This is a genomic window from Blautia aquisgranensis (assembly GCF_040096615.1).
Lineage (GTDB): Bacteria > Bacillota > Clostridia > Lachnospirales > Lachnospiraceae > Blautia_A > Blautia_A aquisgranensis.
In genome coordinates this window covers 206,310-229,721 of record NZ_JBBMEJ010000002.1, presented here as the reverse complement: position 1 = coordinate 229,721, position 23,412 = coordinate 206,310, and the positions used below count along the sequence as shown (strand labels likewise).

Sequence of the window (23,412 nt, the reverse complement as noted above, 5' to 3'; positions counted from 1 at the left end):
TTGGCGGTCGAAGTTCCCTTACTTCCTCTCACTCCGAAAACACGGATTCCCATCGCTTACATGATCCTTCCGGAAAAATCCTCCGGAATATCACTCTCCTGCCAGACATTAAGGCGCTCCCCTTCCTGCCCGCTCGCCGCAGAAGCTCCACATGCAATCTCTGTCACCTTCATATCCGCAACACATTGCCGGATCATCCCAGTTCCATCCCTGCATCGAAAAAGAGCGCATCCCATGGCAAACTCCACGGAGACACGCTCTTATATCACAATCCCTCCGTTGGCATTACCCAAATCAGGTACGGTCGAAGATCTATCTTCCTCTCAGCCTGTCACACAAGCTCCCGCTGGCTCTTTTCTTTTCTGTTTTTCAATATAGCACACACCTATCCCGTTGTCAAACTTCTCTTATTTCGAAATCTCGTCGATCAGACGCAGCTCCTCAGCTGTAAACGGTGCACAGTGGATCGCCTTCACATTATCAAGGATCTGCTGCGGCTTGGAAGCTCCGATGAGCACGCTGGTAACTTCCTTATGCTGAAGCAGCCAGCTAAGTGCCATATCAGCCAGCTTCTCTCCACGCTGGGCTGCCAGATCGTTCAGTCGCCGGATCTGATCCAGACGCTCCGGCGTCAGCACACTTTCCTTAAGGAATCTTCCGTCTTTACGAATACGGCTGTCCTCCGGGATTCCGTTCAGGTAACGGTCTGTCAGCTGTCCCTGAGCAAGAGGGCTGAAGGTGATCAGGCCTTTTTTCAAAATGCCGGTGGTTCTCTTGAGACCGTTTTTTTCCACAGTTCTGTCAAAAATAGAATAACGGTTCTGGTTGATCACAAAGGGGCATTTCAGCTCCTTCAGGATCGCTGCTGCCTGGCTTAAGGTTTTTCCATCATAATTGGAAAGTCCCACATAGAGAGCCTTACCCTGCTGAACCGCTGTTGCCAGCGCCCCCATAGTCTCCTCAAGCGGAGTCTCAGGATCCATTCTGTGATGGTAAAAAATATCCACATATTCCAGACCCATGCGCTTCAGGCTCTGGTCAAGGCTCGCCAGAAGATACTTGCGACTGCCCCAGTTTCCATAAGGACCCTCCCACATATCATAGCCTGCCTTAGTTGTGATGATCATTTCATCACGGTAAGGCATCAGTTCCTCTTCCAGGATCTTGCCGAAATTCCGCTCTGCACTTCCGTATGCAGGTCCGTAATTATTGGCAAGGTCAAACTGTGTGATACCATTGTCAAAAGCCGTGAAACACAGCTGCTTCATGTTTTCATAATCAGAAGTATCTCCGAAATTATGCCATAATCCAAGAGACACCTTCGGAAGCATCAGACCGCTTTCACCGCAGCGGTTATACTCCATGGTTTCGTATCGTTTCTTTGCAGGTGTGTACATAAAAACCTCCCATAATGTAGCATGATTTACATTTTCTGTAACTGCTTTTACTATACTTCACTGACCCTTATTTCGCAAGACGGATCATATTCCAGCTGTGTTTTTCAAAAACTGCTTCCAGTTTTCCGCCGTCCAGCTTTGAGCATTCTGCACTGGCTTTTACAGGAACTACATTCTCTGGCTGCGTCTCTGTATTGACTGCCTGAAGATTATCGTTATTCAGCACGATATGCTCTACAATCTTATATCCCTCAAACTGTCTCAAGTCACAGGAAACTTCCATATCCTCATCCAGACTCTTATTCACTGCAAAGATCGTCAGTGTATCCTTTTCCTCATCCCAGACGCAAACGGAATCCAGATACGGAGCCTCACCATAAGTTCTGCTCTCGTATACCGGTGTGAGAACCTGTGTATTCAGTACCGTTCCTCTTCCATAAACACTTGTCAGCATATATGGATAAAAAATCGTCTGACGCCATGCACCTGTATCAGAGGTCATGATCGGTGCGATAACATTTACCAGCTGTGCCATGCAGGCAATCTTTACACGGTCTGCATGACGGAGAAGTGTGATCAGCATGCTTCCTACAAGAAGTGCATCCTCAAAGTTATAAACATCCTCCAGCTGATGTGGTGCCTGTACCCATTTTTCCAGCTTCTTATCCTGTTCATTACTGTGATACCATACGTTCCACTCATCGAAAGAAAGATCGATCTGTTTTTTTCCATGCTTCTTTGCTTTTACAGCATCGCAGATAGAAACCACACCTGAAATAAAATCATCCATGCCCTTGGAGCTTGCCAGGAAATCTGCAGTGTCTCCCGCTGCATTTCCATAGTACTGGTGAAGTGAAAGATAATCCACCTGATCGTAAGCCTCGTCAAGAACCGTATACTCCCAGGAACCGAAGGTAGGCATTTCCAGATTGGAGCTTCCACATGCAACAGTCTCAACCTCCGGATCCATAAATTTCATCAGGCGGGCAGTCTCTGCTGCAACTCTTCCGTACTCTGCCGCGGTTTTATGCCCCATCTGCCACGGGCCGTCCATCTCGTTTCCGAGACACCATAATTTAATATCATGCGGCTGTTGATAGCCGTGAGCCTTACGGAGATCACTGTAATAGGTACCACCCTTAAAGTTACAGTATTCCAGAAGATTTTTCGCATCCTCCGGTCCTCTTGTTCCCAGGTTCACCGCCATCATCACATCACTGCCGGCTTTTTTTGACCAGTCCACAAACTCATTGAGACCAAACTGATTGGTCTCGATCACGCCCCAGGCCAGCTCCGGTCTGGACGGACGCTGAGCTTTCGGCCCGACACTATCCTCCCAGCGGAATCCGGATACAAAATTTCCGCCCGGATAACGGACAATAGGAACCTGAAGCTCCCTTACCAGCTCCAGGGTATCCTTACGGAAGCCCTGCTCATCAGAAAGGGGACTGCCTTCCTGATAAATGCCCTCATAAACCGCACGTCCGAGATGTTCTATAAAGGAACCAAAGATCCTTTTGTCTGTTTTTCCGGCGAGGAAATATTTGTCCACGATGATCTGCGCTTTTTTCATTGTAAAAACCCTCCTGTGATAGAATTATCATTCAGGAAACTACCATTCTGTCTATCATTCTATCATTCCATCAGGCTTATGTCATTTCTTTTCTCAGGAAATATAATGATTTTTCAAAAAATTTCCACACTTCTGATCACAGTGCCGCATTACACTTCTCATAAGCAAACAGTGCCGCACCCAATGCACCACAAAGCTGTGCTTCATCACAGATATAAAGCTTCGCACCCAGCTTCTCCTCCAGTGCCTGGATGATACCTTTATTTCTGGCAACACCACCGGTCATCATATATTCGCCCGGATTTTTTTTGCCAAGGCGGGCAGCAAGGGCACCAACCTTGGAAGCAACCGACATGTTAAGGCCATGAATGATATCTGCCACATCCTTATTCTGTGCAACCAGAGAAACTACCTCAGACTCCGCAAAAACGGTGCACATGCTTGAGATCACCACGTTCTCTTTCCATTCCAGGCCCTTTGTGCTCATCTCCTCAAGAGAAAGTCCCAGTGTACGGGCCATCATTTCCAGGAAACGTCCGGTTCCCGCCGCACATTTATCATTCATAAGAAAGTTCTTTACTGCACCGTTGTCATCAATGCTGATAGCCTTGATATCCTGACCACCGATATCAATAACTGTACGCACATTGGGATTCAGATAATGGGCACCCTTTGCGTGACAGGTGATCTCTGTGATACTGTCATCACCACTGTCAATATAGGCACGTCCATATCCGGTAGTAACGATACGCACGATATCTTCTTTCCTGATCCCTGCTTTTTCCACGGCCATCTCCAGGCTCTTCTCTGCACTCATCATAGCGCCGCCACCTGTGGGAATGATCATGGTCGATTTAATCTTTCCGTCTTTATCCAGGATCACAACATCCGTACTTGTGGAACCGCTGTCGATCCCTGCCACATAATAAACTCCTGATTCCATTTTTTTTCTTATCTCCTCGCTGATTCCTTTTGATGGGTCCATATCCTCAGAGCCTTCCAGGGTCTCCGCAAAAGCCTGCACTCTGGTAATAAGCTGTCCTGCACTCTGGCTTGTAAAATCTGTCTCGATCTTCAGAAGCGGAACCTTGATATCTCTCTTGATACTTGCATATTCAAAACCATAATAATCACAGAACTTGATGGTATGATAAATAATACCCTTCAGATTCGGATCCAGATACAGCCGGTTTCTTCTGGTGCTGTTATTCATACGGAAACAGGGCATCTGGGAAAGAAGTGCATCCGCATAAGCCAGGAACATGGCATCGTCTTCCATTTTTTCCAGTTCCTCACGGATCACTGCAAGACGTCTTCCGCCTGTACAGGTCAGGTTTTCCACATCCATGCGGATATTATCCCGGATCATTTTTTCCAGGATACCGCTGACACGGACACCCAGAACGCCAATGTATGGCTGGTTATCCACATCTTCATGGGAAAAAGCGTTCAGAAATCCACTTTTATCGAAGGTTTTCCCCGAAAATTTCTCATAAGCTTTCTTAAGACGGTGGATACCCTGGGCAAGCTTCACCTTTTCACAGTCGTTATCCTCATGAGGCATGTCCAGCATATACAGAAATTTACATTTACCGGTACTTTCCACAATGTCGTACACACGGCGCATGGAATCACAGCAGTTAACAAGAACAAGCTGCTCTACCTTTCCCTCCAGCACTGCCTGGATCACGGATTTTCCGAAGCCGCAGAGATTGGCGTGTGCGATCTGGTCCGAAAGCTCAAAATTCTCCGGCATTTCCTCAAGAACCGCACATTCCTCGCCAAAGCCCTTAAACAACTCCAGCGGTGTATATTTACAGACGTAATGTATCATGACCGTTTTTCCTCCTTACCTTCTGACAGCATTTCCAGATATGCCTGAAGTCGTGTGGATACCTGGCCGTCACTGGAATTGGCCGGGTTGCAGCCGTCACCGTCCAGGACCATGGTTGGAAGTCCTGCATTTTCCAGAGAATTTTTGATCAGGCTGGAAGCTCCGATGGTTCCCTTGCAGCCCCAGTGTGCAAAAAGGATCCCGCCGTCCGTCGCTGTAAGGTCCGCCAGCTCCCGGGCACGCCGGATCCTCTGCTTCACACTTCCGTTGTAAATGCAATTGACCATTTTTTCCGCAAGAGCCTCATAAGGATCCGAGGCCTGCATCCGCTGAAAACCGTCTGCAACAAAATCACAGGCACTGATATGCACGTTCTGACTGTAATTAAATACATCCTTTACCGGATCCTGCAAAAACGGCATCATATGCATCCACAAAATATGAAGTCCTTCCCCCTTTGGTGCCTTCTTCACATCCTCAAGGAGCATTTTTGTATATTTCAGAGATTCCTCTGAGCCCGCAAGAAGGTGGCACATGAAGATTGCATACAGCTCATTTGTCAGGGAAGTCACCGGATCGTGATCCTTTCTGAGGGCAAGCTGGCGGCTGTAATAGGAGGCCGCTTCATTGCTGTTGGCAACTGCACGCTGTACCGACTGCTCGGAGATTTTTTTCCCGCCTACATCCTCCAGGAATTTCTTCATCTCGCGGAGCTGATCTGCAACATAGCTGATGGAGTCCTGATTTTTTTCATAGGGTACGTCAATATAAAAGCCCGGGATCTGATATTTCTGTTTCAGATAAGGAAACGTCATCATGTTTCCGTCGCAGGCGAGGTTCGTGTAGATGGTACATTTGGGCTTCGGTACCAGTCCTGCCATGGACGCTCCCAGAAAGACCCTGTGATAAGAGCACATGGTTTCCGGAAATCCCTCTGATTCCGTCTGTGCCAGAAATGCCTGCTCACATCTGGTTCCTGCGATAAAGCAGGACATCGCCTCCACGGAATAGGGAGTGATCCCTGCTGCTGTCAGAAGCTCTCCCGGTACAAAAATGCTCACCAGAGCGGTATCGTCCGGTTTTGCAAGGGCTTTGATAATATTCTGCATAACTACACGGGCTACATACTGTCCTGAAGCCGGTAGCTTCCTGTCAGGAAAAAGCTGCAGACGTTTTTCCTGAAGCCGGTAGCCAGTGAGAAGAAGTTTTCGTGCTTTTTCCGGATTCCTGATGGATTCCTCTCCCACCATATCCCCGAATTTCTTTATAATATCCAATCTGTCACACCCTCCGTCAAGTCAAAAAATCTATTATAAGTCTGTCAGGCACTTACCCGAAATTTTGTCTCAGACAAAATCCTGTAGCATTATCATCGTCTGGATGGTATAAAGGCTCCACCTGTCAGACCAATATTTTTATTATAAAGATATTTTTTTCAAATGTAAACACGCTAATTTTTACAAATTTGAAGCCTTTTGCACATATCAAAACATCAAAATGCAGATTTTCCACAAAACTCTCATTCCTTTTCGTGGAAAACCCGCATTTGTCTTATCACATTATTTTCTGCTCCATTTTTTCCGTTACTCTATGTCACATCTGATGCCGTACCACCTTGTACTCATCTCCGGACCGATAATACGGACATTCCTTGTAATCACTGCTCACAAAACGATAATATTCATCCTCATCCAGATTGACATCACAGTAATATTCGTCACACTCTTCATCATATGTATAGTTTGCACAGTATTCGCAGCTGGTTCCTTTCATGCTTATTTCTCCTCTCTTTGCAGGAAAGTATTTCTCCCTGCTGTTCTCCTGATTATATAACAAAAAAAGGAAGAATTCCATTACTGAAATCCTCCCTTTTTTTATATATCAGAACATTCCGTTCACAGTTTTGTATTTGTAAAGCATCTCCGCATGATTCTGCTCTTCCACCTGGATATCTGCCAGAAGCTTCCTCACACCACTGTCTTCAAAAGCAAAAACATCCGAGTTGTATTCTCCGGAAATCAGCTTTTCTGTTCCGATACAGTCTGTTGCAAGAAAAGCATCGTGTTCCTTATCCTCTGAGGACATCACCGATGTGTAAGCAGCCTTTGGCTGGTAATCACGGCCGTCACTGTCATTACAGTTTACCTGTGGAACTGTACCGGAAAGCACCTGGCTCAGGGAATCGTAATGCTCCTGCTCTTTTTTCTGAAGAGTCTGAAATAAGCTTTTAAGCTCCGGATCCCTGGCCTGCTGTGCGTATTTTCCGTATTTTTCAATGCAGCTTTTTTCCTGTGTCTGAAGATCCTGGATCACTGTACGTTCTTTTTCCTTTAATATCATTATGATCATCCTTTCTTTTGATAATAATGATAGTATGGTTTGGAAACGCGATTTTATTCATGTTTTTACGCAGTCAGGATCTCCATCAGTGCTCCGTAAAGATCCTTGTCCAGCTCCATGGACTGAAGCTCAGATAAAAGAACCGGCAGCTTCTTTCCGGCTGTGATCAGCTGATATAATCTGTCCTTCAGCACAAAACCGATCTCTGCCTGGTTCAGGAAATCAAAGATACGCTCTTTTGTCTGATTGTCTGCCACTTCGCCAGCGAGAATGATCTGCACCTCTGCCGCTGTGTCTGCTTCCACTTCCACACAGATCTTCTGAAGCTTCTCCTCATATTTTACAGCAGCCTCAGTCTCTGCTCCGTTAACCAGAACCTTCACAGTATCTGTTCCTGTTTTCGCAAAATTACAGAACTCCACGGTATAAGCTCTCTTTGCCGGGATCAGCTCTGTTTTTCCCTGTGCGGGATGAATGGTAAACACTCCCTGATCCTTTTCCTTATAATCCATTTCCGTAAATACACAGGCACCATTTTCGTAAGCACAGGTTTCGTTGTCATCCTCATACAATCTGAAGCTTCCGTCAGCACCCGGGAATACCCGGATATTCAGGCTTTCCGGATTCTTTTCCGCCTCTGTTCCACGGATCTCATCGGTCATCACCAGAATACCGCCTGCTTTTGCAAGAACCGGGATACTGTCCAGAGTACGGTACATATCCACCATTCGTCCACCCTCATAGCGCAGACCTGTATAAATATCATACCATACCCCATCCGGCAGCCATACTGCTGTCTTCGCTACATTAAGACCTTTTACTCTCGGTGTTGTCACAGCCGCTACCATCAGCTGGTCTCCGAAAAAGTACTGATTTTTTACCGTATATGCCTCCGGTGCCTCCGGATATTCATAATACATGGGCTCCACCAGAGGAAGATCTTCCTGATAGCTTCTGTAGTTCATGGTATAAAGATACGGCATCATTCTGTGGCGCTCACGGAGAGCTTCTTCCATAACAACCTCTGTCTCCTTTTTGAAACGCCACGGCTCTTTTCCGTTGAAGTCACTGCATGAGCTGTGAAGACGCATGATCGGGGAAAAGATCCCGTACTGTGTCCAGCGGGCGGTCATCTCGTCATCCTTATATCCAAGCATATGTCCGCCGATATCATGGCTCCACCATCCATAACCGATGTTGGAAGCTGTGGATGTAAAGTATGGCTGAAAATCAAGGGAATCCCAGGTAATATGAGTATCTCCGGAAAAGCCTATCGGATATCTGTGGCTTCCGGGACCTGCATATCTGGAAAAGGTCATGGGACGTTTTCCGTTTCTGGCACTGTCCAGGAAATGGAAGTGGTTGAAGATCCACAGAGGATCAAGCCCTTCGATCTTGCAGTTGCTTCCCTGCTGCCAGTCGATCCACCAGAAATCCACACCTTCTTCCTCTCTCGGATGATGAAGATATTTGAAATAGGCTTCCATAAATTTCGGACTTGCCGGATCGCATACTACCGGGTCCTCATTTTCATAATCCACACCCATGGCCTTTGCCATGTCCTCATACATTTCTTCCCAGCCCTGTACGCCGTCTGCAGGATGTACATTTAATGTGGTACGCATTCCTCTTTTATGTAAACCTTCCAAGAAACGCTTCGGGTCCGGGAAGAGCTCTTTATTCCAGGTATATCCGGTCCAGCCGCTTCCGTATTTCGGGTCAACATCGGTCACATGCCAGTCCATATCAATAACGGCAACCGTGAACGGGATATTTTTCTCCTGAAATTTATCCATCAGCTCATTGTAGCTTTCCTCAGAATATTTATAATATCTGCTCCACCAGTTTCCGAGAGCAAACCTTGGAAGCATCGGTGTTTTTCCGCAAAGTCTGTAAAAATCATGAAGCGCTTCTTTGTAGTCATGTCCGTATCCGAAGAAGTACAGATCCTTGATGCCCTTTCTTCTTGGCTCGATCCAGCCGTCCGGCAGAAGCACCTGCGATCTGCTGTCGTCCACCAGAGAATATCCGAACCTGGAAAGAATACCATGCTCCAGCTCTGTTGCTCCGTCCACCATATCCAGCGTTCTGACGGTTCCCTTCAGATCATGGATCTCTTCTCCGTAGTGGTACCAGATGCTGTAGTTTCCTTTTACCTGAATGCTTAAGCCCCAGCTGGTAAATTCCTTCTCATTATAAATAAGGTGGATTCTTTTCGTATGGACCTCGATCCCATCCTCTGTACGCACTACACGATAGTCCGCTTTTGGAAAATCCCTGAAAAACACCATCTGCGTGGGGCGGTCCTCAAATACGCCCTCCTTATCATACTCCAGACGGATCAGTCCCTCTGTGAGAAACGTAATCCTGTATTTATCCCCTGTGATCATATTTTCACTTAATGCCAGGGGATGTGTTTCTAATTTATATATGTCCTGCATTTATGTCCCTCCGTTTATTATCTGTATGCCATCAGCCCTTTACAGCAGATGCTGCGATTCCGGCGATAAACTGTTTCTGGAAGAACAGATAGATCAGAAGAACCGGGATGATGGAAATGGCAGTTGCCGCAAACAGTGCACCATAATCTGTGGAATACTGTCCGTTAAACATCTTAAGACCAACGGCAAGAAGCTGTTTGTCTTTATTTGTAATTACCAGGTATGGCCACAGGAAATCCTCCCATGTCCAAAGGAACTGGAAGATCGCAATACTGAAGATTCCGTTTTTTGACTACGTTTTCCGTTCCTTTTAGTTTAACGATAAATCTATTGTTAATCTATCACGCGCATAGATATTCGTCAATATAATTTTATTATTTCGTCGATTTTTCTAGTATTTATATGTGATTTTTGTGCATTTTTCATATTTCAAGGCTGTGTTTTTTTATTTTCCCGCAATCATACATTGATTTTTTCACTATGTCGGACTATAATATATATAGTTTATAAACCGTTTTTTCGAACATTTATATTTCGTGTTTAAACCTTGTAAACCTGTAATAAGAGGATACATAAATTCTGGATTTTTCATTGTATTTTTATTTTTACCTGAGAAATGTGTTAGAATTTTATATATATATGTATGACAGCAGTTTCCTTCCCGGAAACTGCTATGGAAGAACAGAGGTGTGTAGTATGACATTAAAAGATATCGCAGACCTGGCCGGCGTCAGTATGATGACCGTCTCCAATGTGATCAACGGCAAAACCAGCCGCGTTTCCCAGAAAACCAGAGACAAGGTCAATGCGATCATAGAAGAATACGGATATGTTCCCAACCTGAATGCCCGGAGCTTATCCAATAAAAAATCCCACATCATCGGCATCATCATTTCCCTTGATGAAAAAGATGTGCTCCTGGGAACCAACTATTTTGAGAACCCTTATGTCAGCACCATGATCGGTGCTATCGAAAAAGAACTGCAGAAGAATGAATATTTCACCATGATCCGCTCTGTATCAAAAAATGCGGATATCATTTCCCTTCTGAAGAACTGGAATGTAGACGGAATCATCATTCTTTATCCTGCCGCCGGCGAATACATGGCAAAGCTGATGGATTCCGTCACCTGCCCCATCGCCACCTTTGACTGCGAGCTGAATCATCCCAATCTCATCAATATTACCTCCAATGATGAAAAAGGCATGTATCTTTCCACAAAATATATGATCAATCACGGTCATTCCGCCATTGCCTTTGTGGCCGATTACAAAATCAGCCACGTTCTTGCCAACCGTTTCAATGGCTATAAACGGGCGCTGGAGGAGAACCATATTACTTTTAACCCGGATTACGTTTATGAGTACTCTCCTTCCTATGAGGGCGGTATCCAGGCCGGCCATGAGATCGCATCCAACAGCTCTCCAGTTACCGCAGCGGTAACTACAGCGGATATCTGTGCCATCGGAATTATGGAGGGTGCACGCCTGGGCGGTTACCGCATTCCTGTGGATCTCTCTGTGATCGGATATGATAACCTGACTCTCTGCCAGTACACCCTGCCAAAACTGACTTCGGTTTCCCAGAACATCCCCCAGAAGGCGAAGCTGGCCACCAGCCTTCTTCTGGAAAAGATCCGCACCGGCTCTGTCAGCTCCTCCTGCCAGGCCGCCCTGGATGTTGAGATCGTGGACAGGCAGTCGGTGATCTCTTTGTATTAAGTACAGGGATTTTATCTCGACTATCTCTTATTCAAGGATCAAATCATAAAATCCCGGAACTGCTGCAGTGCTTCTGATCGCCAGCACTGGCACAGCTCCGGGATTTCCGTTACAACCCCTCCCGATACACGCTGTTGATCGTAGCCTGGGCGTGCTCCAGCTCTTTCTTCCAGATGATGGCTTCCCGGTCACTTAAGATCGCCAGCATCTCATCGATCACATCCTCCACTCTGGGACTTGTCACCCTGTATAAATACCCCAGCATCCGTGTAGCTGTGTAATCGGTATTCATATGTTTATAGGCGATTTCCCGGCACAGTTCATCGGGATAGCCCTTATCCTGAAGTGCTCTGTAAAGCTCATCTGTTCTTGTATCTGCCATATGCTGCTGAGATTCCTTTCCTGTTTTTATTATAATTTCGCGAGGCGGATATACGCGATCCGCTTTCGCTGGTTCCATCCATATTCAGTACAATAAATCGAACCTTTACCTTCCACTCTGCTACATGATCACAAACGCGACCGCTTCACGATTTATCATCTTCATCCATGTCAGTTTCTTTACCAGTCTTATATATCTCCCGGATTCCCCGGAGCAATGTTACAAAAATCCCTGCGATCAGTATCCACACCGGCCACATAGGTGCCGTTCCCAGATTCCCGCTGATTCCGGCATAAAGACATACTCCAATGGATAACAGCTTGATGACAGATATCATTTTTGACGCGATCTCAAAGATACGCTCTCTGTTCTCCTCCGTCACCTCAACCGGATAATTCCACCACTGCGGAAATCTCTGGCAGAACATCAGAAGCGCCAGGATCAGCAGCCCTAAAATCGGCTCCAGAAGAAGACTGCCCTTCTTCCCATACCGGTCCGGAATTCCATGCGCATTAAAATGTATCGGCACCCTCTCCGGCAGATTTCCCCAGGTGGCTACAAGATACATCACGTACCCAAGGATCATCAGAAAACAGATCACATCTGTAATATTCCGAAGTTTTTTCTCAGACATTATCTACTCTCCCTTCATCACAAAATAAACCCGTCTGTAAATCGAATACTCTCTTTTCTGTATTTTACACACAAATTACCTGCTTGTAAAAGTATTTTACAAAAAATTACCTTACATAACAATATCTGTTAAGCATTAACGATTGCACACAAATTTTTTATATGATAAAATAGACATGTTGTCCAAAAACATATTTAAGAAAGGGAAAGAAATATGTTAGAAAAAATCTTCAAGCTGTCCGCAAATAAAACGGACTCAAAAACTGAGGTGCTGGCCGGCATCACGACCTTTATGACAATGGCGTATATCCTGGCCGTCAACCCCAACATCCTGTCCGCGACCGGCATGGATTCCGGAGCTGTATTCACAGCTACCGCACTGGCAGCCTTCCTTGGAACGCTGCTGATGGCAATCTTCGCCAACTACCCGTTCGCACTGGCACCCGGAATGGGTCTGAACGCATACTTTGCCTATACAGTCGTTATCGGTATGGGCTACAGCTGGGAGTATGCATTGACCGCAGTTTTTGCAGAAGGTATTGTATTTATCGTTCTTTCACTTACCAATGTACGTGAAGCGATCTTCAACGCGATCCCTCTGAACCTGAAATCCGCAGTCAGCGTTGGTATCGGTCTTTTCATCGCATTTGTAGGATTACAGAATGCCAATATCGTGATCGGCGGCTCCACTCTGCTGCAGCTTTTCTCTGTAGATGGCTACAACGCAGCCAAGGGTGTGGAGGCTTCCTTCAACAACGTTGGGATTACCGTTATCCTGGCTCTGATCGGTATCATCGTAACCGGAATCCTGGTTGTTAAGAATGTAAAGGGAAACATCCTCTGGGGTATCCTGATCACATGGGGACTTGGAATCATCTGTCAGTTCGCCGGACTTTATGTTCCGAACCCGGAGATCGGCTTCTACAGCCTGCTCCCGGATTTCAGCAACGGACTCTCTATCCCGAGTCTTGCTCCGATCTTTGCGAAGCTGCAGTTTGACGGAGTTTTCTCACTGGATTTCCTTGTTATCCTGTTTGCATTTTTATTTGTAGATCTTTTTGATACTCTCGGAACTCTCGTTGGTGTATCCTCCAAGGCCGGTATGCTGGACGAGAATGGTAAGCTTCCTCACATCAAGGGCGCCCTTCTTGCAGACGCTGTTGCAACAACTGCAGGTGCTGTTCTCGGTACATCCACGACTACTACTTTCGTAGAAAGTGCTTCCGGTGTATCCGAAGGCGGAAGAACCGGACTTACCGCAGTGACAACTGCCATCTTATTTGGCCTGTCCCTGTTCCTGTCTCCGATCTTCCTAGCGATCCCGTCCTTTGCCACAGCTCCGGCTCTGGTGATCGTCGGATTGTACATGCTCAGCAATGTTATCAGCATTGATTTCAGCGATATGTCCGAGGCGATCCCATGTTATGTATGTATCATCGCAATGCCGTTCTTCTACAGCATTTCCGAAGGTATCTCCATGGGAATTATCACATACGTAGCTATCAACCTGATCACAGGTAAGGCAAAAGAAAAGAAGATCAGCGCTCTGATGTATGTACTGGCAGTGCTGTTTATCCTGAAATATATTTTCCTCTAAAAAGAGTGCAAAAAATTCCCGGTGCCATATGATATGGTCCGGGAATTTTTTTATTTCTTCGGCTGATACCGCATATCTGAATTCATCAGAGCCAGTTGTTTTCCACTTCTTCCTTTAAATCCGTGAACATTTTATAAAATTCATTTTTCGCTTCATCAACAATACCCAAAGCTATTTTTTGATTGTAAGAATGTGTTACATTATTTCTCGCCTGTAATGCACGCAGCCACATATTTTCATCCTTTATCATTCCTGCCTTATAAGCAGTTTTCAGAATAATCTTAGGAGATCCCGTTGCGCCTTCTTCATAGCCATGATCTTGTAAAATTTCTTTCATCATCTTCCATGACTGCTCAAATGTGATCTCATATAGTCCCACCAGACCTGTAAGTACAACATTGTCATAGGGCTCTTTATAATTATAAATCTCTTTCATGTTTCCCAATGATGCACAGAAATTCTCATATTTTTTCATATAATATCCGACCTTCTTTTTTTATTGATTCCCGCAGCTCGTCCTGCATTTCAGCGTCCAGATTTACAATATCATATTCCAGCAATGTACTTGTCTCTTCATCCACATCCAGCGCAAAACGGTTAAAATCTCCGCCACTTACCGCCAGGTCAATATCGCTGGTTCTTCTGAAATCACCTCTTGCCCGTGATCCAAACAGAATTACTTTTCTGACTTCATACAGCTTCGCAAAATTTCTTATTTCCGCAATAACCTTCGGATTAATTCCTGTATTTTCCATCTCTGCATCCTCACCAGCTTTCTATTTCATATGCTCCCAGACAGATGGAGCTGCCAAATTTTATTTCTTCGGCTGATACCGCATATTCGATACATTATAAACCGTGATAAATGCTTTCGGGTCCTCCTGGTTTATAAACTTCATCAGCTTCTGATATTCACCTTTATCTACAATGGTAATGATCTCATACTTTTTTTCCATGTTGTAGGCGCCGATTGCCTCATAGATCGTTGCACCGCTGTGCAGGTCATGAACGATGAACTGACGAAGCTCCTCTTCTTTCTTTGTAATAATGCACACACGCCTCTTGATATTATGGTCAAAAATAAAATGATCCAGAACAATTCCGTTGAAATACGTTCCCAGAATACTCAGGACTACTGTTTTTTTATCATACACAAGCGCCGCCGAAAGTGCCACGCACATACCGGAAAGTGACATGGCTTTTCCCAGCTCCATGTGAAGATATTTGTTCATGATCTTTGCAACAATATCCAGTCCGCCAGAAGAAGCATTCCGATTAAAAAGAATACTTAAGCCCACACTGACTACCAGAATATAGCACAGAACATCCAGTTCCTGGCTGCCCGTCATAGAACCAAAGTTTGGAAAAATAATCTCAAAAACTCCCAGAAACACTGGCAGCATAATACTCGTATAAACCGTCTTAACACCAAACTCTCTTCCGCATGTAAAAAATCCGATGATCAGAAGCACCACATTCAGGATCATGGTGATCGCAGACAGCGGCAGCGGCACAAAATTGGACAGCACGATTCCAAGACCGGAAATACTGCTTATCGAGGTATGGCTTGGCACCAGGAAAAAATATACCGCAGCTGCGATGATCGCCACTGCAACGGTCAGGATCGCTCCCTCCTTAATAACCTCACCGAAATTCAGATCCTTCTTCATGGCTTTAAATACTCTTCCCATTCTTTTTCCTTCGCGCCAACCAGCACCTTATCCTCTGCTACAAGAATCGGACGCTTCACAAGCATTCCGTCTGTGGCAAGAAGGGCAAGCTGTTCCTCCTCACTCATGTCCGGGAGCTTATCTTTCAGCTTCAGTTCTTTATAAACATTTCCACTGGTATTAAAAAAACGCTTCAGCGGAAGCCCGCTCTTTTCCCACCATTGTTTTAGTTCTTCTTTTGTAGGATTCTCTGTTTTAATATCTCTCAGAGTATAATCAGCACCACTCTCATCCAGCCATTTCTGCGCTTTTTTGCAGGTACTGCATTTTGGATAGCATACAAATAACATCTCATGTCCTCCTCATTTTACAATAGCAGGTCTGTCGCCATACCACTGCGTTTTTATGGCACAATATTTTTTATCTGCCATCTGCGCTCTATTTTACCATATATAGCACAAAAAATCCCCACCTGGCTGCATTTTTTTACAACCGGAAGAGGATTTTTCCTCATCTGTGTGATTATATACTCTTTTTTCTATTCATCCGCCGGGAACACGATTCCACACTGTCTCCGCACTTCGTCCATCAGCTCCAGCCCATCCAGGGAACGCTGAACATGAATCTCGGACGACTCCTCTCCATGGATCATTCTCAGAAAATGTTCCAGTTCATATTTCATATCATTTTCTGTTTCGCGATGATAAAGAACCTCTTCTTTTCCATCGCGGAAAATAATCTTCACATTCTCCGGGCTGTTTGCACTTCCATGGAACTGCATCACTCCGTTTTCACCCTGAAGCTCGTTTGGCAATGCAGAATTGGTGATCTTGGAATAGGATACCTCTGCAATCTTGTCCTCATATTTTGCAAGAATCGTCCCTGCACCGTCTATATCCCCGTGGAGCATCACGGAAAATCCCCGGACTGCTTCCGGTTTTCCAAGAAGCTGCAGCATCATATGGACACTGTAAACACCGATATCCATCAATGCTCCGGCAGAGCATTCCCTGCGGAAAATATTGTGTTCTTTTCCTTCTTTAAAACTATCATATCTGCTGGAATACTGGCAGAATACAAACGCAGCCTTACGGATCGCGCCCAGTCTTTCCATATTATTTTTTATGATTTCCATACCTGGATCAAAAACAGTCCGCACAGCTTCCAGAAGGATCACGTTCTTCTCACGGGCCAGCCGGAACATTTCCTCTGCTTCCCGCCTGTTCGATGCAAGGGATTTTTCGCAGAGAACATGCTTCCCTGCATTCAGAAGCTTCCTTGCCTGTTCATAATGCATATGGTTAGGCGTTGCCACATAAACGGCTTCCACCTCCGGATCTGCAATCAAGTCATCCAGGCTGTCACAGAAACGCTCTGCCCCATGAGCTGCCGCAAATTCTACTGGTTACATGATAATTCCACATGGATTCACCGTCAAGAACGATTCATCTGAATTTTTATTCCGTCCACAAAACCTCCGACTCCTGCTTCATCTCGTCCACCATCTTCTCTGCCTTTTCCTGCTTTCCATCTATTTCCAGTTCGATCAGCTGGAAGAATTTTTTCCATGCGTCTTCACCCATGTAGTAAACTTCCTTTACTGTTTTTGGAATGCTGTCATCATCCGGTGATTCTTCCTCTGTCTTCTGTGAAAAATCCTGCAGCATCATGTCCTCTCCCTTCAGTTCTAGGGGGCCTGCGTAAGGCGCATCAATGGCATAGACAAATTCTGTTTTTCCATCTTCTGTGTAGTGTATCTTTATGCGATTGATCAGGTTTTTCGAAGAATACAGACCGTTATTTTTTACATACATTCCGCTGTCTTCCAGTGTCATATATTTCTCGTTATAGTACCAGTGATCATAACCGGCCGCTGCCACAGTCAATGTCAGGATCACGGCCACGGCTGCTGTGATAATCCTGCGGATACGAAGCTTTTTCCGGATCTTTTTCAACGCCGCTGCACTCCCTGCATTTTTATTTTCCGTTTCTCCGCACTTAAAAGCGGCATCCTGCCCGTGCCCGGGTTGGTTCTTTTCTTTCTCCTGGTCTGCCTGCATGATCTCCAGCATCTTCTGACATTCCTTACAGCTTTTCAGATGCTCTTCTACCAGCTCTCTGCTGTCCTCGCTTAAGATCCCGTCCACATAAGACGGCATCAGGTCCTGTATAACATCACACGTGATCTTCATGTTCCAGCTCCTCTCTGATCTTTACTCTTGCACGGTAGTAAGTCACCCGTGCCCAGTTTTCACTTTTCCCAAAAATCATCCCGATCTCACGAAAGCTTAACTCTCCGAATGTCCGCAGGGAAAAAACTTCTTTATATGGTTCCTGGATTCCATGCAGAACCTTGTGAATCTCCATGGCTTCACTTTTCTGAGCCAGTTTTTCCTCGAAATTCCCACCAGATTCACTCTCTGTCTGCTCCAGTGCTTCCTCATTCGGAAGATACTTTTTCTGCTTTTTCAGCTGATCATACAAAGTATTCTTCGCAATCTGGCAAAGCCACACCCTCACATCACACTCTCCCCGAAACTCATCTGCCTTCTTAAGTGCCTTAAAAAAAGTCTCCTGAGTAATCTCCTCAGCCAATATCTCATCCCGCGAGATCGAGCGGATATACCGATACACGATTTCAAAATATGTCCGGTAAAGCTCCTCTATGTTCATAAGTTGCTTCTTTCCTCCTTTCTCACCTGTAAGACGCACCAGTCTGAAAAACGTTACAGGAATTTACCAAAATAAGAAAGAACCCTGTTTGCAGGATTCTCCTCTGAAATAGAAAACCCCGGTACAGCTCCCGGGGTTTTCTGATTTTTAAATTTTATTTTTTGTATATTGCTTTTTTGCTCATTCCTCTGGATCGTAGCAATGACTTATAAGAACTCAGCTTTTTAGCCGGAACTGTCACCGTCGGTTTGGAGTTTGTTTTCGCAAAAGCATTTGTTCCAACATTCTTGCCTGTAAGCTTCGACGATCTTATTGTAATCTTTTTGAGGTTCCTGCATCCATAAAATGCATTCGCCCGGATCGTTGACACATTGCTTCCAATTGTAAGTGTTCTGAGCACTGTATTATTCTTAAAAGCATTTGCTGAAATCGTCACTACTTTGTAATTTTTTCCGCTAATCTTAACAGTTGCAGGAATACTTACTGTTGCTTTTTTTGTTATTGGTTTTGTGAATTCAACACAGTTATTTTTAAGTACTTTATAAACACCATTGGATGCTTTAACTTTTACTGTTTTTCCTACCAGGCTTACTACAGGAACTGAAACTTTTTTGGTTGCACCACACTTTTTACAGGTGTAAGTTTTAACTCCTGTTTTGGTAGTTGTAGGTTTCACGGTTATTTTTCCGCTGTTCCAGGAATGTACATGATTCTGTCCTACAACAACCTTTACCGTTGTTGAAATATTCGGATTAAAGATCGAAGTCATTGTGATCTGGGCAGTACCCTGCTTCTTTGCAGTTACCACACCCTTGCTGTTTACAGAAGCAACACTGCTGTTGCTGCTCTTCCAGGAAAGATCACCATAGGAAGCACCATATCTTGAAGAAAAATTCTCTTTTATCTGGAAAGAATTTCCAACCTTTTTATTATAGGTATATTGATCCGGAACAATGGAAGTACTCGATGTTGGATATCCATTAGCACTGCTGCATTTATAAATAGAAAATATCTGTGCATTGGTTCCATTGGCTTCATAGATCTCAATGTTGGTATCTACAGTAGTATAACCACCTGTTACATCCAGTCGCTTATCCGGTGACAACTTCGGTGCCAGTTCGTATGCTATTGCATTTCCGATAACATACCATTTCTGCGCCCCGTTATCCGTTCCCCATTTCGTATATGTACCGACATTGGTTCCATTCGCTGAACTGGCACCTGTTACATCAAGCGCTTTTCCATCCTGAAGGGATGTAATAATATAACTTCCATCTGCCTGACGTTCAAAATGCCAGTGATTTCTTGCATATGCTCGGGTATTATGTGGCCCGAGAAGTACATTTCCGTCTGACAGTCTCTTATAAATAGGCATCCAGACATCGGAACGTATAATCAGCGCATCAAACGACTGTCCAATGTTCATGGCATTCGGTGCGGAATTTGCAGCCGCAAAATCCGGTCGGATAAAACAAGCCGCACTCTGCGGATTTCGCTCATAATAATATGCACCATGTCCCTGTCTGGCACGTGTCTCCACTGTTGTGATAGATCCCCAGGAATTCTTTCTCACAACAAGCCCTACATGACCGTAACTGCTGTCTGCATAGGATATTGAATTTCCCCATCCAATCGATGCACCTGCATTCCATACTACAATATCTCCCGGCTGCGGATCACTGTATACTCGTTTCCAGCCACTTGGAAGCGCATTATATGCATATTCATTTGCATTTCCACGGACACTTCCGACTCCCAGCCAGTTATAATATGCAACGATCAGACTGACACACCAGGTTTCACCATATGAATATGTCCAGTGTTCATTTCCTCTGGCACAGATCCAGTTGAACGCGTCATCCTGCGTTTTCCCGTTGGTTGTTGCTGAAACAGAAGCCGGTGCTGCACCTGTAACTAACAGTACACATAATAAGAGTGCTGTTATTATTTTTTTAATGCTGCTGTTTTTGAATAGCTTTCTTTCTTTCATACATTTCTCCTTCCTGTTCATAATACAGTGCCAGAATTAAAGTTCCGGCTGCACTCCTTTAATTCTGCACATTTATATAACTGACTATATCATATTCCCTTTAGGTAGTCTACTATAAAAGCCTGATAAATCCCTGTTTCAGCAGTATTAACCAACCATTGAAACAGGGATTATTATTTTGTAATATCTTAAAAGATATCCTGATTTTTATAATATCGTTTTTTCTCTGTATACATAAGATCATCTGCTCTCTTCAGCATAACTTCAAGATCAGCCGGTGCTTCTTCCCATACTCTTCCGACAGAAACACTGACATTTTTTTCAACAATGTTCTCGCAGATCCGCTGGATCTTTTTGCGGAAGATATCTTCTTCTATATTGAAACAGATAATCACGAATTCGTCTCCGCCTACACGGTAAGCATTCTCAGGCAGAACCTCTATAATAGAACGTCCGGTGTTGATGATCAACTGGTCGCCTGCCTCGTGACCATAACTGTCATTGGTCTGCTTCAGTCCGTTGATATCGATATAAGCTACACCAACTTTACTTAAAACCTCAACCTGGGAATTGTCTAACACCTGAATATATTTGTTTCTGTTATACAAGGTTGTCAGCATATCGCGATAGCTCATATACCGAAGCTGTTCCTTCTGCTTCTTGGCTTTCAAGCTGTCTGTCAGGAAATATTGCAGTGAAGACAAAAGCGTATGGTCTTCATAATGAAGCCGCGGATTGTCCACTCCCAGGAACCCTATAATCTTTCCCTCACTGTTCAGCGGAACTGTCAGCAGTCTGGTAATATCCTGCATCTTAAGAGTTTCATAATACGGCTGGCCTTTTTCTGTTTCCAGATCTGCAATATAATACAGCCCGTTTTTCCGGAAGCTGTCCATCCAGATATCAAGCATATCAAGCGGTATCTCCTGAAGATTATTCTTCTCCTCCGTTATGCCGTTCACCGCATACTCATAAGTATTGACAAAAACCTGCTTCTCCTCATTGATCTCAACGATATAACTACGATCTCCATTGAAATACTCACTGATAATCCCAAGAAGATTATGAATTGCCGTGTCATCCTCTTTCTCTGACAGAAGCTCTCCGACACACCGGTTCAGCACTGTGGCGATCTCCAGCCTCTCCTTCATCTTGCCATCACGTCTCATCAGAAAATACATCTCCTGATTCATCTCCGCCATGGCAACAATAAACATAAATATCATGGAGATTCCTATGGAAAAATTAATCAGCGAAATCCCATACCAGAATGACTGTATCCCTGCTGCAATTACGGGAAGCAGGATATACAACAGCATGGACACCAACATCATCCTGCTGACCCTTTTTCTGTACTGTATCAGAAGTGTAAAATCTATGATCATACAGACCACCGGCAGCATAAATGACAAAATATACATTGGCATTCTGTGGTAATAATTGTCCGCATCAATATAATAGTACAGATTCGTAAACTGCGAGATGATCACAAGTACGATTCCTACACATGCTATTATATATCCGGCTTTTACCCTTAAAAGCGCTCTGCGTTCTTTTTGGGTCAGCAGATAAATACCTGCATAAGTGTGAAAGCATATCAAAACAATCTCACTCATAAAAAATACAAAAAAGTTGGACACATGCACCATCACACTTCCAACACTACCTGGATACCCCCGGAAAATATAAGCTGCCGCATCCATCAGCAGTAATATTGCCGTAGAGCTTTCCATCAAAATAAAATATCTGCGCTTTTCCCTGTTATAGTTGCTGCTCAAAAACATGCACAATGCCATGATCAGACAAAACGCACCTCCCCATACAAGTATCGCAACCTGTATGAATTTCATATCTGGCATAAAAATTTCCTCCACTTTTGTGACCTGCAATAATTATCATATTTTACCGTGTAAAAATCAACCTTTCTATTAAAAAATCCCGGAGCATATTTTCTACGCTCCGAGATCTTCTTTCTGTTTTTCTCAGATTTCTTTTCCACGTGTTCCGATCGCGTGTACGATAAACGGGACAAACAAAGTGATAAAGGCAGCATATCCAAGATATGCGTATCCTTTTTTGACAACAGTCATCAGGCCGAACTGTGCGATCGCAAATGCCAGGAATGTGAATACAGCTGTGAAGATCGCGTTTCTCACAAGATGACCCTGAGCCTTTTTCTCCGGGCTGTCCATACGGCGCTCTACTGCGTTTACACATCTTGTTACGATACCGGAGATCATATTTACTGCTGTGGAGATTGCTCCCAGAATGATCAGCAGTGAAATGATCGGTGTCAGGATTCCGGAGCCAACTCCGTTCTGAACCAGTACAAGCATCGGAACAGATGCTGTTGCAAGCTCACTTGCATATGCAATAGCCAGCAGTCCGAGAATAGAAAGCTCCATTGCACAGAAGTTGCAGATAAACATCCAGATAGCTGCTTTGTTGATCTGTTTCACATCAGTTACATCCTCCATGTGCTGATACATAACAGAAACAGAAGCCAGCTGGAAGAAAAAATACAGTACTGCGGAATAAAGGGCCGGGCCAAATGCTCCGCTTTCGGAAGAAAGTACGGACATTTTTCCGGAGGCCATGCTCTGAATCGACGCTGTGATATCGCCCCACTGTGCAATGATGTTCGGAACAAGCACCAGTACCAGTCCGATAATGATCAGTACACTTAAGGTAGAAGCACATTTTCTTACAACATTGGTACCAAAAAGTGCGATCACGAAAATAAATACAGCAATGATCATCGTGCAGAGCCAATATGGAATTCCAAACAGAGTCTGTAGTGTGGAACCGCCTGTAGCAAATGCTGCTGCAGATGCTGTTCCGATCATGATCAGGTAACAGATCTCATAAAGATTCGACATCACCGGTTTTGTTTTTCCGTAAAGACTGTCGGAAAAGCTTCTGTAATCATAGGTTTTGTGTTTGTAAGCGTAACGCATTCCATACCAGAAAAACAGTGCATATAATCCCTGTGTTACAGCCGGAAAGATCAGACACCAGATACCGTAGTTAATAAAATACTGGTAAATCTGAGCTCCGGATGCGAATCCGCCGCCAAACTGTGTGGTAAATGCAACAAATGCAAGTCCCATGGCCAGAGGCATTTTGCTTTGTAATGATTTGTTCTGACTCATCTCTCTTT

23 protein-coding genes, 1 pseudogene and 1 riboswitch are annotated in these 23,412 nt (G+C 44.6%); of the genes and pseudogenes, 2 read left to right on the top strand and 22 right to left on the bottom strand.

Translation table 11 applies throughout. The features are described 5' to 3' along the window. Window positions 1–56: 56 nt before the first annotated feature. The 9 genes from WMO28_RS02985 to WMO28_RS02945 all read right to left on the bottom strand — a co-directional run bounded on the left by WMO28_RS02985 (window position 57) and on the right by WMO28_RS02945 (window position 9,757). Window positions 57–197 (bottom strand): hypothetical protein, encoded by a 141-nt coding sequence (locus WMO28_RS02985; RefSeq protein ID WP_178643277.1) that lies wholly within the window; start codon window positions 195–197, stop codon window positions 57–59. Between the two features lie 57 nt (window positions 198–254). Further along, window positions 255–357, bottom strand: a riboswitch (TPP riboswitch). A 50-nt stretch (window positions 358–407) separates the two neighbouring features. Beyond that, complete coding sequence (locus WMO28_RS02980; RefSeq protein WP_349056009.1) at window positions 408–1,397, bottom strand: aldo/keto reductase; 990 nt, start codon at window positions 1,395–1,397, stop codon at window positions 408–410. 67 nt (window positions 1,398–1,464) lie between these two features. Then, window positions 1,465–2,970 carry an arabinosylfuranosidase ArfA gene (arfA, locus tag WMO28_RS02975; protein WP_349056008.1) on the bottom strand — a complete coding sequence of 502 codons (1,506 nt, stop codon included), beginning with the start codon at window positions 2,968–2,970 and terminating at the stop codon, window positions 1,465–1,467. 136 nt (window positions 2,971–3,106) lie between these two features. Continuing rightward, window positions 3,107–4,804: an acyl-CoA dehydratase activase gene (locus WMO28_RS02970; RefSeq protein ID WP_349056007.1), complete on the bottom strand. Its 1,698-nt coding sequence runs from the start codon at window positions 4,802–4,804 to the stop codon at window positions 3,107–3,109. Next, window positions 4,801–6,081, bottom strand: a complete 1,281-nt coding sequence (locus WMO28_RS02965; RefSeq protein WP_349056005.1) for a 2-hydroxyacyl-CoA dehydratase subunit D — start codon at window positions 6,079–6,081, stop codon at window positions 4,801–4,803. The genes WMO28_RS02970 and WMO28_RS02965 overlap by 4 nt, the downstream gene beginning before the upstream one ends. Window positions 6,082–6,397: 316 nt before the next feature. Beyond that, window positions 6,398–6,577, bottom strand: coding sequence for a DUF6472 family protein (locus WMO28_RS02960; protein ID WP_015526328.1), 180 nt, complete (start codon window positions 6,575–6,577; stop codon window positions 6,398–6,400). A 108-nt stretch (window positions 6,578–6,685) separates the two neighbouring features. After that, entirely contained in the window at window positions 6,686–7,144 is a 459-nt protein-coding gene (locus WMO28_RS02955) for a ferritin-like domain-containing protein (protein WP_044961927.1), read from the bottom strand. A 65-nt stretch (window positions 7,145–7,209) separates the two neighbouring features. Next, a complete protein-coding gene (locus tag WMO28_RS02950; RefSeq protein ID WP_349056004.1) occupies window positions 7,210–9,585 on the bottom strand; it encodes a glycoside hydrolase family 31 protein in 2,376 nt (791 codons plus the stop codon). A gap of 31 nt (window positions 9,586–9,616) precedes the next feature. Continuing rightward, window positions 9,617–9,757 (bottom strand): hypothetical protein, encoded by a 141-nt coding sequence (locus tag WMO28_RS02945; RefSeq protein WP_243004392.1) that lies wholly within the window; start codon window positions 9,755–9,757, stop codon window positions 9,617–9,619. Window positions 9,758–10,281: 524 nt separating this feature from the next. Between WMO28_RS02945 and WMO28_RS02940 the strand changes: the two genes are divergently transcribed. After that, window positions 10,282–11,307 carry a LacI family DNA-binding transcriptional regulator gene (locus tag WMO28_RS02940; protein WP_349056003.1) on the top strand — a complete coding sequence of 342 codons (1,026 nt, stop codon included), beginning with the start codon at window positions 10,282–10,284 and terminating at the stop codon, window positions 11,305–11,307. Window positions 11,308–11,416: 109 nt separating this feature from the next. Here the strand turns inward: WMO28_RS02940 and WMO28_RS02935 are convergent, their stop codons facing one another. Beyond that, a complete protein-coding gene (locus WMO28_RS02935) occupies window positions 11,417–11,689 on the bottom strand; it encodes a hypothetical protein (RefSeq protein ID WP_349056002.1) in 273 nt (90 codons plus the stop codon). A 145-nt stretch (window positions 11,690–11,834) separates the two neighbouring features. Beyond that, complete coding sequence (locus WMO28_RS02930) at window positions 11,835–12,323, bottom strand: DUF1648 domain-containing protein (RefSeq protein ID WP_178643268.1); 489 nt, start codon at window positions 12,321–12,323, stop codon at window positions 11,835–11,837. A 213-nt stretch (window positions 12,324–12,536) separates the two neighbouring features. On the opposite strand from WMO28_RS02930, the gene WMO28_RS02925 reads away from it, so the two are divergent. Further along, window positions 12,537–13,919 carry an NCS2 family permease gene (locus WMO28_RS02925; RefSeq protein ID WP_178643265.1) on the top strand — a complete coding sequence of 461 codons (1,383 nt, stop codon included), beginning with the start codon at window positions 12,537–12,539 and terminating at the stop codon, window positions 13,917–13,919. Window positions 13,920–14,004: 85 nt separating this feature from the next. Here WMO28_RS02925 and WMO28_RS02920 read toward each other — a convergent pair whose 3' ends face one another. The 11 genes and pseudogenes from WMO28_RS02920 to WMO28_RS02875 all read right to left on the bottom strand — a co-directional run bounded on the left by WMO28_RS02920 (window position 14,005) and on the right by WMO28_RS02875 (window position 23,404). Continuing rightward, window positions 14,005–14,394: an HI0074 family nucleotidyltransferase substrate-binding subunit gene (locus tag WMO28_RS02920; protein WP_349056000.1), complete on the bottom strand. Its 390-nt coding sequence runs from the start codon at window positions 14,392–14,394 to the stop codon at window positions 14,005–14,007. Continuing rightward, window positions 14,381–14,674 (bottom strand): nucleotidyltransferase domain-containing protein, encoded by a 294-nt coding sequence (locus WMO28_RS02915; protein ID WP_178643261.1) that lies wholly within the window; start codon window positions 14,672–14,674, stop codon window positions 14,381–14,383. The genes WMO28_RS02920 and WMO28_RS02915 overlap by 14 nt, the downstream gene beginning before the upstream one ends. Window positions 14,675–14,734: 60 nt before the next feature. Next, complete coding sequence (locus WMO28_RS02910) at window positions 14,735–15,589, bottom strand: DUF6198 family protein (RefSeq protein ID WP_178643292.1); 855 nt, start codon at window positions 15,587–15,589, stop codon at window positions 14,735–14,737. Then, window positions 15,586–15,939, bottom strand: a complete 354-nt coding sequence (locus WMO28_RS02905; protein WP_178643259.1) for a Spx/MgsR family RNA polymerase-binding regulatory protein — start codon at window positions 15,937–15,939, stop codon at window positions 15,586–15,588. The genes WMO28_RS02910 and WMO28_RS02905 overlap by 4 nt, the downstream gene beginning before the upstream one ends. 188 nt (window positions 15,940–16,127) lie before the next feature. Further along, entirely contained in the window at window positions 16,128–16,793 is a 666-nt protein-coding gene (locus WMO28_RS02900) for a Gfo/Idh/MocA family protein (RefSeq protein WP_435375772.1), read from the bottom strand. After that, window positions 16,767–16,973, bottom strand: a pseudogene (locus tag WMO28_RS17155) (Gfo/Idh/MocA family protein); the annotation flags it as partial. The gene WMO28_RS02900 and the pseudogene WMO28_RS17155, both read right to left, overlap by 27 nt. A gap of 73 nt (window positions 16,974–17,046) precedes the next feature. Continuing rightward, a complete protein-coding gene (locus WMO28_RS02895; protein WP_178643255.1) occupies window positions 17,047–17,781 on the bottom strand; it encodes a zf-HC2 domain-containing protein in 735 nt (244 codons plus the stop codon). Next, complete coding sequence (locus tag WMO28_RS02890) at window positions 17,765–18,262, bottom strand: sigma-70 family RNA polymerase sigma factor (RefSeq protein WP_178643253.1); 498 nt, start codon at window positions 18,260–18,262, stop codon at window positions 17,765–17,767. The genes WMO28_RS02895 and WMO28_RS02890 overlap by 17 nt, the downstream gene beginning before the upstream one ends. 154 nt (window positions 18,263–18,416) lie before the next feature. Continuing rightward, window positions 18,417–20,252 carry an RICIN domain-containing protein gene (locus tag WMO28_RS02885; protein ID WP_349055999.1) on the bottom strand — a complete coding sequence of 612 codons (1,836 nt, stop codon included), beginning with the start codon at window positions 20,250–20,252 and terminating at the stop codon, window positions 18,417–18,419. A gap of 188 nt (window positions 20,253–20,440) precedes the next feature. Beyond that, a complete protein-coding gene (locus tag WMO28_RS02880) occupies window positions 20,441–22,111 on the bottom strand; it encodes a diguanylate cyclase domain-containing protein (RefSeq protein WP_349055998.1) in 1,671 nt (556 codons plus the stop codon). Between the two features lie 123 nt (window positions 22,112–22,234). Further along, window positions 22,235–23,404: a hypothetical protein gene (locus tag WMO28_RS02875; RefSeq protein ID WP_178641881.1), complete on the bottom strand. Its 1,170-nt coding sequence runs from the start codon at window positions 23,402–23,404 to the stop codon at window positions 22,235–22,237. Window positions 23,405–23,412: the final 8 nt, after the last annotated feature.

Coding starts and splice junctions, on each gene's coding strand:
- WMO28_RS02985 (WP_178643277.1), bottom strand. CDS start 197: ATGATCCGGCAATGTGTTGCGGATATGAAGGTGACAGAGATTGCATGT.
- WMO28_RS02980 (WP_349056009.1), bottom strand. CDS start 1,397: ATGTACACACCTGCAAAGAAACGATACGAAACCATGGAGTATAACCGC.
- arfA (WP_349056008.1), bottom strand. CDS start 2,970: ATGAAAAAAGCGCAGATCATCGTGGACAAATATTTCCTCGCCGGAAAA.
- WMO28_RS02970 (WP_349056007.1), bottom strand. CDS start 4,804: ATGATACATTACGTCTGTAAATATACACCGCTGGAGTTGTTTAAGGGC.
- WMO28_RS02960 (WP_015526328.1), bottom strand. CDS start 6,577: ATGAAAGGAACCAGCTGCGAATACTGTGCAAACTATACATATGATGAA.
- WMO28_RS02955 (WP_044961927.1), bottom strand. CDS start 7,144: ATGATATTAAAGGAAAAAGAACGTACAGTGATCCAGGATCTTCAGACA.
- WMO28_RS02950 (WP_349056004.1), bottom strand. CDS start 9,585: ATGCAGGACATATATAAATTAGAAACACATCCCCTGGCATTAAGTGAA.
- WMO28_RS02945 (WP_243004392.1), bottom strand. CDS start 9,757: ATGTTTAACGGACAGTATTCCACAGATTATGGTGCACTGTTTGCGGCA.
- WMO28_RS02940 (WP_349056003.1), top strand. CDS start 10,282: ATGACATTAAAAGATATCGCAGACCTGGCCGGCGTCAGTATGATGACC.
- WMO28_RS02935 (WP_349056002.1), bottom strand. CDS start 11,689: ATGGCAGATACAAGAACAGATGAGCTTTACAGAGCACTTCAGGATAAG.
- WMO28_RS02930 (WP_178643268.1), bottom strand. CDS start 12,323: ATGTCTGAGAAAAAACTTCGGAATATTACAGATGTGATCTGTTTTCTG.
- WMO28_RS02925 (WP_178643265.1), top strand. CDS start 12,537: ATGTTAGAAAAAATCTTCAAGCTGTCCGCAAATAAAACGGACTCAAAA.
- WMO28_RS02920 (WP_349056000.1), bottom strand. CDS start 14,394: ATGAAAAAATATGAGAATTTCTGTGCATCATTGGGAAACATGAAAGAG.
- WMO28_RS02915 (WP_178643261.1), bottom strand. CDS start 14,674: ATGGAAAATACAGGAATTAATCCGAAGGTTATTGCGGAAATAAGAAAT.
- WMO28_RS02910 (WP_178643292.1), bottom strand. CDS start 15,589: ATGAAGAAGGATCTGAATTTCGGTGAGGTTATTAAGGAGGGAGCGATC.
- WMO28_RS02905 (WP_178643259.1), bottom strand. CDS start 15,939: ATGTTATTTGTATGCTATCCAAAATGCAGTACCTGCAAAAAAGCGCAG.
- WMO28_RS02900 (WP_435375772.1), bottom strand. CDS start 16,793: ATGTTCCGGCTGGCCCGTGAGAAGAACGTGATCCTTCTGGAAGCTGTG.
- WMO28_RS02895 (WP_178643255.1), bottom strand. CDS start 17,781: ATGAAGATCACGTGTGATGTTATACAGGACCTGATGCCGTCTTATGTG.
- WMO28_RS02890 (WP_178643253.1), bottom strand. CDS start 18,262: ATGAACATAGAGGAGCTTTACCGGACATATTTTGAAATCGTGTATCGG.
- WMO28_RS02885 (WP_349055999.1), bottom strand. CDS start 20,252: ATGAAAGAAAGAAAGCTATTCAAAAACAGCAGCATTAAAAAAATAATA.
- WMO28_RS02880 (WP_349055998.1), bottom strand. CDS start 22,111: ATGCCAGATATGAAATTCATACAGGTTGCGATACTTGTATGGGGAGGT.
- WMO28_RS02875 (WP_178641881.1), bottom strand. CDS start 23,404: ATGAGTCAGAACAAATCATTACAAAGCAAAATGCCTCTGGCCATGGGA.